Consider the following 15,074-nt stretch of genomic DNA (forward strand, 5'->3'; position numbering starts at 1 on the left):
TTGTGATATCATAATTTAGGTTTATAATTGGTTAATAAAGCCTTCAATCTCCCCGGTTGAAGGCTTTTCTTTTGACAAGTCTTCATAAACGTCCTTTTCAAATGTAATCTCCTGAGTTTGCTAAATCGATTTTGTAACATTTCTGGTGCATTGTAAGTATAAGAACCTGAATGTATATATTTGAAAAGCCAAGCATAAATATAAGATGAATAGCCAAGCAAAAAAAACCTTAATCTTTACAATGATTCTATCGTTTATCGCTCTTTTCGGTAGGGGGCAAACCAAACAGAATTATATACAGTATGTAAATCCTTTCATCGGTACTGCGCCACTTACGGATTCAAAAATTCTTGGTTATGAGCTTCCTACAGGTTGGAGGTCATGGGCAGGTCTTACATTTCCGGGAGCTTCTTTGCCTAATGCTATGGTTCAATTGAGTCCGATTACGGAATATGGTTCAGGCGCCGGCTACGAATATGAAGATACAGTAATTTATGGTTTTACTCATACAAATAAAGGGCATTGGAATCTTTGTAATATTCCCATACTTCCCATATCTAATCCCGATGATTCTTTCGGTTCGAAGTTCACACATAAACGCGAGCAAGCCGCACCTGGATTTTATCAAGTATTTTTAGATGATTATCAGGTTGATGTTAAATTGACCACAACGCTTCGCTGTGGGTACCATTCATATGATTATAAAAATACCATGAACCGACAGATACTCTTCGATCTTGCCAAGGCAAATAACCGAGTGTCGGCGTGGCAAATTGATCAAATAGATAGTAGAACGCTACAAGGATATCAACAAACAGGTGAGCGCATATATTTTTATGCCGTTTTGAATACGGATATAAAAAAGCTCCAGAAGAATCAAACAGAAAAGTCAAAGGGCTTTGCTCTTGTTCATTTAACAAATGAAAGTAAAGCACCTGTTGAACTTAAAATAGGTTTGTCATTTGTTAGCATGGAAAACGCTAAACAAAACCTTTTACAGGAAATAGGTAATAAAAGCTTTGTTGAAATTCAAGAGGAGGCTAGCCGTCAATGGAACGAAATATTATCTTCTATAGAAGTAACAGGGGGAACAAAAAAACAAAAAGAAATGTTTTACTCATCCCTATACCGGTCTTTGTTATGGCCTGCTTTACGTAGCGACGTGAATGGAGAATTTACCGACGCAAAAGGAAACGTGGATAAAGCAGATTTCAACTATTATACTGAACCTTCCCTTTGGGACACTTACCGGAATAAGGACGTACTCCTCGGGTTACTTGCTCCGCAGGTCGCATTGGATGTCATTAAATCAATGAAAGACGTGGGAGATAAAACAGGGTTTATTCCAACTTTCTTTCATGGTGATCATGGAGCTTCTTCTATAGTTGGCGCTTATTTACGTGGCATCAATGATTTTGATGTTCAAGGAACTTACAAACTATTATTACGGAATGCAAATGCGTCAAATGGTGCCCGCCCTTATGTAGATGAGTATATACAGAAAGGTTATATATCGGATCCTGACATCGCAAACCCGCATGTTGAAACAAAAGGGAAAGCGGGTGTTTCAAAAACACTCGAGTACGCTTATGATGATTATTCGCTTGCGCAAATGGCAAAAAAACTGGGCGATGAAGTCAATTATAAGCGTTTGATAGCCCGTTCAAAGAACTACAGAAACGTATTTGATCCAACGACAAAGCTTATGCGGGGCAGATTAGACAATGGAGACTGGATAACCCCTTTCAATCCGCAATACCCTTATTATGAATACATGTATAGAGAAGCCAATGCTTGGCAAGTGTCTTTTTTTGCACCGCATGATATGGAAGGACTGATTGAATTATACGGTGGAAAGAAAGCGTTCGAGTCAAAACTAGATTCGTTATTTACCATCCCATGGAATCCAACTTATATAGCAAGAAACGTTGAAACAATGATCGGACAGTATTGCCATGGAAACCAGCCTGACCATGAAGCACCTTTCGCTTATTATTTTATAGAGAAGCCCGAAAAATCGCAACGCATTATCGATTATATCTTAAATAATCTCTATGGTATTGGTGATGAGGGGCTAGCCCTTTGTGGAATGGATGATGCAGGTGAAATGTCCTCATGGTATGTACTGAGTGCATTGGGTCTATACACATATTCTGCAACGGATCCGACTTACCTTGTGACCGTGCCACTTTTCGATAAAGTGAAATGGCATCGAATGGGTGGTAAAGAACTTACTATAATAAAAGCTGGAGAAGGAAGGGCGCTGAAAAACATTATAGTCAATGATAAACCAAATAAAGGTTATTTTGTATCGCACGATTTGTTTCTTAAGGGGGGTGAAATAAGAGTTGAAACTAAATAATGAGGGAAGCTTTGTATTTGCTAATACGTATCGATAGTTTTCGGAAGCGAAATTTTTATTGCAGTACCTATACCAATTTGGGAACTGCAATGTATATTTCCCCTTAACATTTTTACTCTGTGCTTTATGGTGAGTAAGCCGGTAGCATTGTTGTCTTCTTTTTGAATATCAAAACCGATACCATTGTCCGAAACAGTTGCATTGATAAAACCTTCATTTGAATCATAGATTTTAATAGAGGCTTCGGTAGCTTGCGAATGCTTAACGATGTTCAAGGCGAGTTCTTGAACAATACGATAAACGGCTAGCTGAATCTCTTGGTCAGCCGGTGGGACTATGGGTTCGATTTCTGCAACGAAATTGCAGGGGCCGGTAAGTTGACTACAGATATTTTCAATAGCAGCCTCCAATCCGAAATCTTCTAAAATGCTGGGCATAAGCTCATGAGAAATTCGTCGGCTTTCTCGAATACAATTGGCAAGAAGTAATTCCGCATTTTTTAATTTTTTTCGGTTCTCCTCAGTCGAAAAAAGGGAATCGCTTAAATCAATCGTATCTAAATTCAGCTTAATGCTAAATAGCATCTGTCCGAGTCCATTATGTAGATTCTCCGAAATCCGCCTTCTTTCTTCTTCTTGGGTCCGAAGTGTTACGCGAAAAATTTCTCTTTGTTGTCGCGCTTCCATCTCTAACTGTTTTGCCTTCATTTGCTCATTCTTTATCTGTAACTGCTTTTCTGCTGTCATATCGTCCGCTATTACGATCAACAAATCATGAAGCTTATTCGCTTTAAATCGCAAGCAGCGATTTTTTCCATTTGTTTCGTACCATCGTTCAAAACTAGTTGATTGCCCCGTATAAACAACTTCTTTAAACAGGTCCAATACATCGAGCTTCGAAGCAGTAGGAAATAATTCGCGATAACGTTTTCCAATAATATCGTGCTTTGGTCGATTAAGTGATTGGCACATTAAATCGTTCAATAAGAACATTTCAAAATCATCGATGGAATTATCTGCAGCATAGCATGTTTTATATACAGCAATCGAGCTTGGCACGCCGTTAAAAACAGACTGTAGAAGCTCTTCACTGCTCTTAATAGCCTGATAGGCTTGGTTTCTCGTTCTCTTAAGCGTGATATGCGCTTTAATTCGTGCCAATAATTCGGGCGGAGTGAAAGGTTTTACTAAATAATCGTCAGCACCGGCGTCGAAACTATCAATTTTTGACGCTTCGCTCGCTCTTATGGAAAGTAGAATGAGTGGGATATCATGTGTTCTCGGATCTTGACGTAACGCCTGCAATAGCTGTATTCCGTCCATCCCAGGCATTATAATATCGCTTAATATTAGGTCGGGTCGTGTTGTTTTTGCTAGCTCAAGAGCCATAATGCCATTCTGAACTACGGTTACTCGATATTGTGTCTTAAGTAAACAACTAACATATTCCCGCATATTGGCATCATCATCTGCGAATAAAACGTGAGGGAGTGTCTCGAGGGAAGCTGAGGTGTTGATTCCGTCACTCGCATTGATCCTTTGCGGTGCTTCCATTCTATTGCCGTCCGTTTGCTTTTTGTTGGCAGCAAGGAACCATTTTTTAGCCATGGTAAAATATCTTTGTTTTTACCATAACAATTCTGGCATTTGAAGGTTCGCGAGTTTTTCAGGAAGCGGCGAATAATCGTTAGGAAGTGGGCAGATGATTCGTCTCCCACTCCTTCAATACTTAAGATTTGTTATTTCGCCTTTTCGTTATAATTGATCATCCAACGAACACCGTACCTGTCTTCAAATGAACCAAAGTAATCGCCCCAAAACATGTCTGCCATAGGCATTTCGACTTTTCCTCCAGCCGACAATCCGTTAAATAATCTATCCGCCTCTTCGCGACTATCAGGTGTGATACAGATATAGTTGTTGTTTCCTACGTTTAATTGATGACCTGCTGATTTTAGACAATCGGAAGCCATTAAAAATTGTCCCTCACCAATGGGAATAGAGACATGCATCGCATAGTTTTTTTCATGGTCAGGAAGATTTTCACCTCCTGGAGCCGCACTCATTTTTTGGATAAATAATTCACCGCCAAAAACTGATTGATAGAACTTGAATGCTTCTTCTGCCTGGCCATCGAAGTTCAAATAAGGATTGAGTTTCATATTATTTATTTTAATTAGAGGTTATTAGCTGTTAGCTATAAAACTATTAATGTTTTATGTGTTACACATTACTAAAGGGTTAAATTCTCTTTCATTACTCCATTGAATACAAGCCAAAGAGGTTGCCCTCTGTATCCATGCACAGAGAACAATAGCCGTATTCGCCAATAGAAAATTTCGATTTATGAACTTTTCCTCCGGCCGCTTCTACACGGCTCTCTTCTATACTGCAATCTTGGCAGGGAAAATAAACGATGGTATTGACGCAAGCACCGTCGCCTTCTTTTGTGCCGGGCATTTCTATCAGTGCGCCGCTTACCTTATCGGTCTCCTCATCAGGCGAAGAAAAGAAAGTCATCTTCATTTCTTGAGGCGCTTCGCCTGGTGCGCATTCAGCATCAAAGAACGTTCTATTTAAAACTGTCCGGTAAAACGTCTTTGCCCTTTCTAGGTCCCGGACATATATTTCAAACCAGCATATAACATTGTTTTTCATAATTCAGTGTTTTATTTTTTGTTAGCTTTTTTTTGTCTTATTATCGTATAACAAAGGTATTACCTATTTATGAGAATAGAAGAGGCTCTTTATGCCATTTTTAGGGTGTATTTAAGACATTCCTTTTATAAAGGATAAATGAACTGTTTTGTTTTGCATATGAACTAAATCTCCTCATTTTTCCTGACTCAATAAGGTCTGCAACAACGCTATACATTTGGGTCTTAGTCGCGCTTGGCGGATAATCTAAACAATATTTTGTTTAATGCACAAAAATGCTGAAAATTGTAAAACTAACACTTATCATTATCGAGCCAATAATTATGCTTCAGCAATATAGAATTTCCGTAATCGCTTTTTGTAGTAGGCCACAAATAGGTCTTATAAGCTTCTTCCTTTTGTGCTTTCTGTCGGGATCAACGGTATTTAGTCAGGAAACAGTGGTCAAATATCTTTCAGGAACTGACAAAGATCATACTAAAAATTGGGATTTTATGGTTTCTTCCGGTGCAAAAAGTGGGCAGTGGACGACGATTGGAGTGCCCTCGAATTGGGAAACGCAGGGTTTTGGAACCTACCACTATGGTTGGGAAGAAGATTTCAGTAAAAACGAAATCGGTTATTATAAGTATCGATTTCCCAGCAACCCGACGTGGAAAAATAAAACCGTGAAAATAGTCTTTGAAGGTTCAATGACCGATACAGAAGTGAAGATTAATGGTAAAATCGCGGGAGCTATTCATCAAGGTTCTTTTTATCGATTTAAATATGATATCACTAAATTACTGAAGAAAACGGGAGATAACCTTTTGGAAGTTAAAGTCAGCAAAATATCGGCCGATACTTCGGTCAATCGTGCCGAACGGATGTCAGATTTCTGGGTGTTCGGCGGTATTTTTCGTCCCGTATATTTAGAAATTACGCCGCAGACACATATAGAATGGACGGCTATTGATGCTAGAGCAGATGGCAATTTCGTGATGGACGTACACACAGAAGGAAAGTTAGCACATGGATATGTGGAAGCGCAGATAAGCGATTTAGACGGAAAGCTTGTTGGCGAAGCATTTCAAGCGAAACTCGATCACAAATCAGGGAAAGTAACACTGAATAATAAAGTAACTAAACCTGCATTATGGTCGCCTGAATTTCCCAACCGTTATCAGGTAGTTGTTAGATTAAGAGACGATAAAGGCAAAATCATTCACAGCAAGGTCGAAAAGTTTGGCTTTCGAACCGCTGAGTTGAGACGTGGAGAAGGCTTTTTCGTGAATGGCGTGAAAGTGCGTTTTAAAGGCGTTAACAGACATAGCGCATGGCCTACCTCTGGCAGAACAATGAGCAAGGAAATCAGTGAGTTAGATGTCAATCTTATAAAAGACATGAATATGAATGCGGTTCGTATGTCTCATTATTCTCCGGACGCTCATTTTTTAGATGTTTGCGACTCGCTCGGACTGTTTGTGATTGATGAATTGACAGGCTGGCAAAAAAAATACGATACCAGCGTCGGACGTAAATTACTTAAAGAAATGGTTATGAAGGACGTAAATCATCCTTCTATCGTTATCTGGGCTAACGGAAACGAAGGGGGGAATAATCACGAGCTCGTTGCCGATTACGCAAAATATGACCCACAAAAGCGCACCGTTATACACCCTTGGAATAATTTTGAAGGTACCGACACACAGCATTACAGAGCTTATGATTGCTGTGTCGGATCGTTGTATAATGGAAAAGAAGTATTTTTTCCTACTGAATTCTTACACGGACTCTATGACGGAGGGCACGGTGCCGGGCTGGAAGATCACTGGAACCTGATGAGAAGTAAACCATTATCTGCCGGAGGCTTTTTATGGTCCTTTGCAGACGAAGGGGTTGTGCGTTTGGATCAGGAAGGACGCATGGATATAAAAGGTAACTTGGCACCCGATGGAATACTTGGACCTTATCGTGAAAAAGAAGGGAGTTTTTATACTATTAAAGAGATTTGGTCACCTATAAAGATAGCTCTTGATAAGCTTCCCCAAAACTTTGATGGCTTACTTCCGCTCAGCAATGATTACCTTTATACCAATCTCAATCAGATTAGGTTTAGCTATGAATGTCGGCAATTACCGGCACCATATGAATCAGATACCACCGTGAAAATTCTTGAGAAAGGTGATTTACAAGGACCCAATGTAGAGCCTCAGCAAAACGGCTATTTACGCTTACCCTTTCAGCATGATTTAGCGAAGACCGATGTTTTAGCACTTACCGCTAAAGATCCTTATGGCCGGGAGATTTTCACTTGGACTTGGTCACTAAAATCACCAACTGAAATGAATGAAAGATGGCTCAGCACAAAAATAAGCTGGCCTATTTCCGTTGACGAAGCTAATAATACTTTACGTTTACAATCGAATAAAACTACCATTGCCTTTGATACAAAAAGTGGCTTACTGCAAAGTGTGATTAGTAACGGCACGGTAATTCCTTTGACTAACGGCCCGCAATTGGCGGTAGGAAAGGCATCTTATGTAGGTATGAAACATTACAAAAAAGGAGACAGCCTTTATGTGGATGTTCAGTATACCGGTGCTTGGAAGAAGGTTCGTTATATATTGGCTCCGAACGGCTTATTAACATTGGAATATGCATACAATGTTTATAATTCCAATCCGCATAACGAGTATCCCTTTTTAGGAATTAACTTTAATTTTCCTGAAAATTTAATTACCGGTGTTCGGTATATGGGACGAGGCCCCTATAGGGTATGGAAAAATCGGATGAAGGGAAATACCTTCGGTGTTTGGAACAAAAAGTACAATAATACGGTCACGGGCGAATCATGGGATTATCCGGAGTTTAAGGGCTATTATCGCGATTTCAACTGGGTTGTAATAAAAAATAAAGCAAAGGATTTTATTGTATATAACGGAAGTGATAAACTGTTTTTGCGGTTGTACACACCGGAAAAACCAAAAGGCGCAAGGAATGAAAACAATTCTCCCGATTTTCCTGATGGTGACATTTCATTTTTGCACGCGATTAATGCCATCGGTACCAAATTTGACCGAGCCGTGGATCACGGGCCTCAAGGACAACTGAATAGAGTGGGCTTTAACGCCATTGAAGGGAAACTGATATTTGATTTCGATCCTAAATTGCAGTAGTAGCCTTGCCTAGACGGCCTCGTGTGAAAGTCTAACATATCGGTTGCTCAGGCGTTAATAATTAATAGGATTCACACGGGCTTTACCTGTTTTTTTGATCTTGCTCGCTCTCCGAAAGAAAAGCGTTTTTTATTAATTTTTCAGGATCGAAAAAATGATTTAAAGGGCCGCGCCCTTTACCCGTTAAGACATCCATTCCGTTTTTGATAGCTTTGTACGTATAGCACTGTCCCGCAACTATTGCGCTTTCCATAGGGAAATCCCGGGCTAAGAAGCTTGTAATAGCAGATGATAGCGTGCAGCCTGTTCCATGTAGATTATTCGTTTCCAGTTTAGCTGACTCATAGGAATGGACTTTACCTTGATTGTCGAAATATAAGGACGTAAGCGTAGACGACTGCAAGTGGCCTCCTTTCAATAAAACATTCGTAGCTCCCAGTTTCAAAATCCGTTCGCCGGCAATATACATATCATCCAGGGAGCTGATTTTCATTTCGGCAAGTACAGCAGCCTCATCGATATTGGGGGTAATAAGATCGGTTTTCGGAATTAGCTTTTCCACAATAGTAGCCACAGTTGCGTCTTGTACTAGTCGATGTCCGCTGCTTGCTACCATCACGGGATCGAAAATAAGCGGAACTTTTGGATATTCTGAAAGGGTTTCTACGATGACATCCACTAAAGTTGCTGTGTGCACCATTCCAATTTTTATAGCTTTCGGAAAAATGTCGCTCAATAGAACCCTTATCTGTTCCTGTATGGCCCGATCCGGGATGGCATAAATCGCTTGAACCCCTTGTGTGTTTTGAACGGGAAGTGCTGTTAACACCGAGGTAGCAAAGCATCCCAATGCGGAGAAGGTTTTGATGTCTGCCTGAATTCCTGCGCCACCACTACCGTCAAAGCCGGCAATTGTCATGGCAATAGGGTATATATACTCTTTTTGCATTTAACGTATTATTACTTTTCTTCACTATTTCAGTGCGATCAACTTCAGAGCATGCACTCCACGCTTCTTAGCAGAATTAAAGCTAATGCGAATGTACAAATCTTTAATAAGGGTAAAAACAAGTCTTTACTTGATTTCGTTCAGCAGAGTAATTGCATCATATTTGTGATGTGCCCATTCTCGTTAGACTTTTATATAAATCTTCTTGCGATCAAGTAGCCACCCAACACTCCAACAGAAAAGCATATAGCATAATGCAAATAATAACGATCCTGCCGGACCGGGGAGTAATTTCTGAAACAAATGTATATTGATGTAATCAAACAGCGAAGTTCCACCTAAAGGTATTAAAAATAGGCTGATCAAAACAATTTCGGATAATAGGTATACGAATAGCGGATTTTTTCCAAAGATAATAAAGAAATTAGTCCATTTTCTTGGGACGCCATTATCGTTTTCTGAAATTGGAACCAACAAAGGAAGAATTAGTAGGTCTAAGCTAATCGTTAATAGCGCAAATGAACTGGACCATATTTTTTTATTTATAGGAAACACCTGGTTCCATACCAAGGCTATCAATACACCGATAGCGCCAATAATCAACAATTTACCAAGGCTCTGTACCGTTCCGCCCTTTTCTTGTAAATACTTACCGACCAAATACCCTGCAATTGCATTGGTAATAGCAGGTATTGTGCTCAACAAACCTTCCGGATCAAAAATAATTCCGTGGCTATGATATAAATGAGACTCGCCAAGAAGCCATAGGTCGAGTTTGAATATGGCATTTCCCTCTAATGAATAGGGCGCATCCGTGCCAAAAATTAGTAGGATGACCCAATATATTAATAATAATGCAATCGCAAGCCAAACAAGATACTTCCTTCGAACATAGTACACCGCTAGGGCTGTAAAAAGATAACATAAGGCAATACGCTGTAAAACGCCAAATACACGAGTCTCATGTAAAGGGAAAGATATGATTTCATGTTGCTCCGTTATTTTAAAAAAGGGGAACCAATACATTAAAAAGCCTAATAAAAAAATCAATGCCGCTCTTTTGAAAATGGTCAAAAGTACCTGTTTGGATGAGAGATACTGAAATTTCCTTTCAGAAAATGAAAGTGCGTTCCCAACGGCAAATAAGAATGAAGGAAAGACAAGATCCGTAGGAGTAAAACCATGCCATGTTGCATGGTTCAAAGGCCAATACGGTGTTGCACCTGACCCTGGACTGTTTACAATTATCATGAAACATATTGTCATTCCCCGAAATACATCCAGGGCAGTGAATCGTAATTTCTGTTCCTTCATTAGCTGCGCTCGGCTTATTAGTTGTTGAAGTTTAAGCATAAAACAATCCAATTCACCGTACTAAGTGGCGATGGAATCGGATTGCTTTTACGTGCAATTTACAAAAACAGCTTACAATTACAATTATTTTTCTTTGATGATATTGATAGAGACAAGAAGAATAAATTAGGGATTCGACAAAAATTCAACCCAGTTTACATTGTAGCCGATGCCTTCAAATTCCAGTCGAAGAATTTTATTACTGCCCGATGGTACCGTCACATCACTTAACGTAAAGTTCTGATAGGTCTCCCAACCACCGGTACTTGTAATATCGACTGTTCCGAGTGGAACGTTATCAAGCTTTACGGTGATTTTTTTTCCGGCGGCTGCATCGCCACTTGCTACACGCAGGTTGATGTCGTAGGTGCCGGCAGCTGTATTTGATAAGGTGTAAGCAAGCCACTCGCCCGTATTTATATAACCAAGCGTATATCCACCGCCGCCATCATTTGTGGTACCTAGGTCAACCGGTGTGTTACGGTAAACATTTCCTCCCTGATTGTCGAAGGTCGTTTCATGATAGGAGATATCTTGGCCGCCTTCATCGAAATCTTCAATTTCCATTCTGCCAGGAATGTTATGCACCTTAAACGCCGTTTGTGGTCCGGGTGTAAAACCGCCCGCCTGATTGTGATTTTGCAATTCGAAAAGCCAGTCCCGTATAAACTTTCCTTGATTTTCGCCGCTCATTAAATTCCAGTTCCAGTCGAATATCTGTGGTTTCCAATAATTGTCAAAAATGTAGTTAAGCCAACCGATATGGGCGTGGCCATCCATATACGTACGGAACTGTTTGCCCCAACCGCCGGACGTGCCATAAGTGACATTGTCGGAATAATTTGGGTCAGCATTCCATCCAAATTCAGTTATAACAATAGGAATGCTATTTGCAGCATTACCAAATCGAGCATCCAAACTGCTAGTAGTTGCCGGCTGATTAGGATAAATATGATACACATAAGCCATATTTGGATCATCAAAAGGGTCAGAAACGGCTTCGTTGACCCGTGTGCTCCATTGTGGGTTACCCATGAGGATGAGATTATTAGGTGCAACTGCTCGGATAGTATCGACAACAGGTTGAATAAAATTTTTCCATGTCGTCCAATTATCGGGACTAATTGGCTCATTGTACACCTCGAAAATCACTTCCGGATTATTGGCATAGTGTGGCGCTACATAACGCCAGAAGTCGATCACTTTTGACTGTGGCGTCCCTCCATCACCATAATTTGCGACAAGATGAAGATCAACAATAACATATAAGCCTAACGAAATGGCCTGTTGCACAAAAGGATCAATGTGATTTGCAAAAGCACTGGCAGGATCGCTGTAACTTTGATGAACACCGATGCGCACAACTCGCGAAAACCATCCTTGGGCAGCATTAGCCTGTAATGCTAACATTTCACTAATCGGTCGTGGGCTACAGGTGGTACATTCATCGTTGCTTTCGTTTGGAAGGAGTGAAAAACCCCTAAGTGTAACAGGATTTCCGAAAGCATCTTTAATTTGATTGCCGTCTACATGTAACGAAGGTAACGGTGAACTAGTTCGCTTAAGTGAGCTAAAGGTCTGTTTTTGGGAAAGAAGTTCACCGGGCTCTATCGGCTTTGTTTCACAAGATGTCAACAGGACTGTCATCCCAATGAACACACAGCCCATCAATTTTCTTTTACAGAGATTAATTGGGGATATCATAATCGTTTTGGTTTATAAATGTTAATATCCTTGAGGACATTAGCTGCCTCTAATAAATGTATAGTATAAAATGCAAAAAAAAGCTTTTTTGTTTTAAAATAATAAACTAATTAATTACACATTTACATAATTAGCCAACTGACGATACATGCTTCATGCTATGGTGGATTTTGATGCAGTCCTATAAAGACGCAATTTGTATCATCCGTGAGACAAGGTTAAAGGCCTTTTCATAGCCTTTTTAGAAAATACATTCGTGAACGAAGCATGTTTATATATGCCTATTGGCCAATAAGACAGGCATTGGGGCGGGTGGTGAGTAAACATTAGCTCAGAGAGCCTGGTGTTGGTATTCATCACTTACATCGATGTTAATTAAATCTAACAAATGAAGCGAAATTGCTTGTTCTTTCTGCTGAGTTACTTCCACTGCTTTCTCAGATTTAATATCCTTTGCAATGGTAAAGGCTATTGCCGCCATCATTTGATCACGGGCCTTCAATAGTTCGGATAGGTCTTTTGTTGTCGTTTGCATGCCAGTACTTTTGTTTTATATCCAAAGAATAGGGTAAGTTGTCCGCTCGCAAAAATTCAAAAACTACTTTAGCAAATCTTTAAATAAATGTTATTATAGCGTGATTACAAGTTACGAAAAATTTAGAAAAGGCAACTAAACTTTTTTAAAATTCACAATACACTTCATAAAAGCGTAATAGTAGGGCCAGCTAATTTACGACTTGTATATTTGTGCTGATATTAAAAAGCCAAATTATGTTAAAAGACAAAGTAATAGTAATTTACGGAGCCAGCCAGTCGCTTGCCGGTGCCGTAGCCAAAACAATGGCTCAAGCTGGTGCAAAGCTGTTCTTAAGCAACCGCCACTTGACGCCGGCCGAAGAAGTCGCACGAGAAATAAATGAAGCAGGCGGTTTTGCCGAAGCAGCCGAAGTTGATGCCCTAGACAAGGGGGCAATTGAAAAACACCTTATCAAGACACTAAAGAAAACGAAGCGAATCGATGCTTCCTTTAATCTTGCGGGGTTTGAAGTGCTGCAGGATGTTGATCTGATTGATATGTCGTTAGACGACTTTGTTCGTCCGATAACGACGGCGATGCAAACTCATTTTCTAACTGCTACGGCTGCCGGGAGAATCATGGCTAAACAAGGTTACGGGGTGATATTAACTTTAACGGCAACTCCCGGCGGAATAGGTTACCCCAAAGTGGGAGGCTTCGGGCCCATATGTTCGGCTGTCGAAACCTTTTCCAAAAATCTGGCAGCCGAATTAGGACCTTTAGGGGTAAGAGTAGTTAACATACGATCGGCAGGATCCTTAGATTCGCGCCCCTTTAAGGAGGCCTTAGCTTTTGGTGGCGATCGAATCATAGAAGTAATCAAAAAGATGAAATCTGATACGATGTTAAAAGAGTTACCGTCTATGCATGACATTGCTTCTACAGCGTCGTTTTTAGTGTCAGATATGGCGAAAAGTATTACAGGTACCACCATCGATGTAACAATTGGCACAACTACTGCGTTGAATTATAAAACAGACATTTGAACCTTATGTAATGGAGAGAAAGATTCACATACAAACAATAATTGGAATCAATGGAATCATTAAATGAATATATGGAGCACCAATATCAATGGGTGAAGCATTCACGGAAAAAACTATTTGACTATTGCAGCACGTTCGTAACCGAGGATTTTGTAAAGCCAATTTCTTTTTTTGGTAATGGAGGTAGTGTGCGGAGCTTGCTAGTCCATGTAGTTAATACCTACAAAGCTTGGATCGTATGTCGTGGCATGGCATTAAACACGGATTTTTTGAAGGAGGAAGTGGTTAGCTCTATGAAAGACGTTATTCCTATCTATTTGGACATAGATGTTCATGTTGATGCCTTCATAAAAAATAGCAGGCAGAAAAAATTGGGCGTTACTTTTATGCGAAATGGCCGTCTATGTACACTAAGTCCTTTTCACCTATTTAGCCATGTTATTACTCATGAGTTTCATCATAAAGGACAAATACTAAGTATAAGTAGATGCCTTGGATATCAACCTATTGATACAGATATAATTAGTTGAGGAAGAAGAGTTGGGTCAAGGTCCAACCTCATATTTCCTTTGCAATAATTAACTGTCCTGACGCAATTAATTGGGATGAATAGTGCTTTTTTTGGGATGAAAGGCTCCTTTGCTTGTTTTTTGCGTATCAACACAATTACCTCCTGCGCGTAAGACCATATTCTTCTTTTGCAAATACTGAATTTAGTATGTTTGTGTCATGTTTGATATGGAAGCGTTGCTAAACCAGGGGGGCATGTTGTTTTTGATTTTTTCTGTTTATGGACAGATCGGGTTGATTTTTCTCTTTTTCTTACCGAGTGGTGGGTTTATGTTTACCGCCGGTGTGCTAATTGCAGCCGGTAGATATCATTATGACCTGCCGACACTATGTATGCTGCTAACTATCGCTGCTATTGCCGGCAATATAACGGGATATATATTCGGTAAAAAAATAGCACCATATCTGCATACGCGACAAGATTCCCGATTCTTTAAGCAAACCTACTTAATAAGTGCACAGCGGTTCTTTCAAAAACATGGCTCTTTAGCAATTGCTGTTGCTTTATTTTTTCCTGTGGTTCGTACTTTTGTGCCTATTGTTGCCGGTATTACTAAGGTCCATTTCAATAAGTTTTTACTGTATGCAGCTGTAGGTTCCCTTTTTTATGTAGTTGGGTTTTCACTCACAGGATATTTAATAGGCAAAGTGCCAATGTTGAAGCCCTATCTCAACTATATCACCATAGGTCTTATTCTTTTACTAACATCACCGGTTCTTGTGCGATTAGTGAAAATTGTTAAGAATGCATAACTGAT

General features: G+C 39.9%; 12 protein-coding genes. 5 read left to right on the top strand and 7 right to left on the bottom strand.

Translation table 11 applies throughout. From position 1 onward, the window contains the following. The first annotated feature begins 205 nt into the window (after window positions 1-205). Complete coding sequence (locus M1D52_RS08860; RefSeq protein WP_437392240.1) at window positions 206-2,362, top strand: GH92 family glycosyl hydrolase; 2,157 nt, start codon at window positions 206-208, stop codon at window positions 2,360-2,362. A 20-nt stretch (window positions 2,363-2,382) separates the two neighbouring features. Here M1D52_RS08860 and M1D52_RS08865 read toward each other — a convergent pair whose 3' ends face one another. From M1D52_RS08865 to M1D52_RS08875, 3 genes are all read right to left on the bottom strand, one after another. Then, window positions 2,383-3,969: a response regulator gene (locus M1D52_RS08865; protein ID WP_130858422.1), complete on the bottom strand. Its 1,587-nt coding sequence runs from the start codon at window positions 3,967-3,969 to the stop codon at window positions 2,383-2,385. A gap of 131 nt (window positions 3,970-4,100) precedes the next feature. After that, window positions 4,101-4,523 (bottom strand): VOC family protein, encoded by a 423-nt coding sequence (locus tag M1D52_RS08870; RefSeq protein WP_013667730.1) that lies wholly within the window; start codon window positions 4,521-4,523, stop codon window positions 4,101-4,103. 94 nt (window positions 4,524-4,617) lie between these two features. After that, window positions 4,618-5,019 carry a VOC family protein gene (locus M1D52_RS08875; protein ID WP_130858421.1) on the bottom strand — a complete coding sequence of 134 codons (402 nt, stop codon included), beginning with the start codon at window positions 5,017-5,019 and terminating at the stop codon, window positions 4,618-4,620. A gap of 275 nt (window positions 5,020-5,294) precedes the next feature. Between M1D52_RS08875 and M1D52_RS08880 the strand changes: the two genes are divergently transcribed. Continuing rightward, window positions 5,295-8,177 (top strand): glycoside hydrolase family 2 protein, encoded by a 2,883-nt coding sequence (locus tag M1D52_RS08880; RefSeq protein ID WP_437392241.1) that lies wholly within the window; start codon window positions 5,295-5,297, stop codon window positions 8,175-8,177. 82 nt (window positions 8,178-8,259) lie between these two features. Here M1D52_RS08880 and thiD read toward each other — a convergent pair whose 3' ends face one another. The 4 genes from thiD to M1D52_RS08900 all read right to left on the bottom strand — a co-directional run bounded on the left by thiD (window position 8,260) and on the right by M1D52_RS08900 (window position 12,718). After that, entirely contained in the window at window positions 8,260-9,126 is an 867-nt protein-coding gene (gene thiD / locus M1D52_RS08885) for a bifunctional hydroxymethylpyrimidine kinase/phosphomethylpyrimidine kinase (RefSeq protein WP_377610861.1), read from the bottom strand. Between the two features lie 183 nt (window positions 9,127-9,309). After that, on the bottom strand, window positions 9,310-10,440 hold the full coding sequence (locus M1D52_RS08890) for an acyltransferase family protein (RefSeq protein ID WP_457941732.1): 1,131 nt from the start codon (window positions 10,438-10,440) through the stop codon (window positions 9,310-9,312). A 165-nt stretch (window positions 10,441-10,605) separates the two neighbouring features. Further along, the gene (locus M1D52_RS08895) at window positions 10,606-12,183 is read right to left on the bottom strand and encodes a cellulase family glycosylhydrolase (RefSeq protein ID WP_437392243.1); all 1,578 of its coding nucleotides are present in this window, start codon (window positions 12,181-12,183) and stop codon (window positions 10,606-10,608) included. A gap of 331 nt (window positions 12,184-12,514) precedes the next feature. Further along, a complete protein-coding gene (locus M1D52_RS08900; protein ID WP_437392245.1) occupies window positions 12,515-12,718 on the bottom strand; it encodes a hypothetical protein in 204 nt (67 codons plus the stop codon). A gap of 236 nt (window positions 12,719-12,954) precedes the next feature. On the opposite strand from M1D52_RS08900, the gene M1D52_RS08905 reads away from it, so the two are divergent. From M1D52_RS08905 to M1D52_RS08915, 3 genes are all read left to right on the top strand, one after another. Further along, on the top strand, window positions 12,955-13,746 hold the full coding sequence (locus tag M1D52_RS08905) for an SDR family NAD(P)-dependent oxidoreductase (protein ID WP_437392246.1): 792 nt from the start codon (window positions 12,955-12,957) through the stop codon (window positions 13,744-13,746). A 50-nt stretch (window positions 13,747-13,796) separates the two neighbouring features. Beyond that, window positions 13,797-14,276, top strand: a complete 480-nt coding sequence (locus M1D52_RS08910) for a DinB family protein (protein ID WP_377610855.1) — start codon at window positions 13,797-13,799, stop codon at window positions 14,274-14,276. Between the two features lie 235 nt (window positions 14,277-14,511). Beyond that, window positions 14,512-15,069, top strand: coding sequence for a DedA family protein (locus tag M1D52_RS08915; RefSeq protein WP_165447088.1), 558 nt, complete (start codon window positions 14,512-14,514; stop codon window positions 15,067-15,069). The last annotated feature ends 5 nt before the right edge of the window (window positions 15,070-15,074 follow it).

The sequence above is a fragment of the Olivibacter sp. SA151 genome, from assembly GCF_054130995.1.